The 658-nt window shown below is 61.2% G+C and carries 1 protein-coding gene; it reads left to right on the forward strand.

Going from position 1 to position 658, the window contains the following annotated elements; all coding sequences use genetic code 11:
• Window positions 1-112: 112 nt before the first annotated feature.
• Window positions 113-658: hypothetical protein (locus C481_RS20190; protein WP_006111210.1), on the forward strand; the 546-nt coding region annotated here is incomplete at its 3' end.

A 658-nucleotide genomic window follows, 5' to 3' on the forward strand; every position in this document is an offset into this window, starting at 1 on the left:
GGCGTGCCATGAACTCGAGCAAGAGTACTCGGACATGGCGATGTACGAGGACGCTCGCGAAGCTGATCGAATGGAAGGCGAGTTCCTCCGCGGCGAGGAGGTGGCAGTGTAGATGGCGTCGCTTGCCGACCGAGACCAGGTCTCAGACCGTGGCGATACGAGTGTCGGAAAATACCCACAGTCCGCGGGAATCCAACTCGCTGCAAAAGACGAGTCAGAGCGGCACTACTTCCGTAACCCGACCGGCGGCATCTCATCAATTCCCGCGATGAACGCCGATCAAGCACGCAAACTCATCGCAGACGGTGTTCGCGGATTTGCACCAGAGGACTTCGAGCAGGTTGATGGCTTCGGCGCGGAACCGTGGGACTACCCGGACCCGATCGACTCCGACCGCGAGGTCAACGAACACGATCTCTGGATGCTTCGGGCAGCGATGCACAAGGGCAAGCGCGTTGGACACCAGGGCAAGTGCTCGTCGCGGAAGAACCCAACCGAGTACACAATCGAGCGCCTGCTTGACGAGTGGGATGATCCGACTGACGTGCCGCTTCACAGCCCTGAGGAGGTGCAGCAGGCCCCTGGAATCGGTCCTGACCGCGCTTCGCAGGTCGTCGGCGCTGCCGTGGCGAACAGGTTGATCGAACGGTCAGTGCGA

This window comes from Natrialba asiatica DSM 12278, from assembly GCF_000337555.1.
Taxonomy (GTDB): Archaea; Halobacteriota; Halobacteria; order Halobacteriales; family Natrialbaceae; genus Natrialba; species Natrialba asiatica.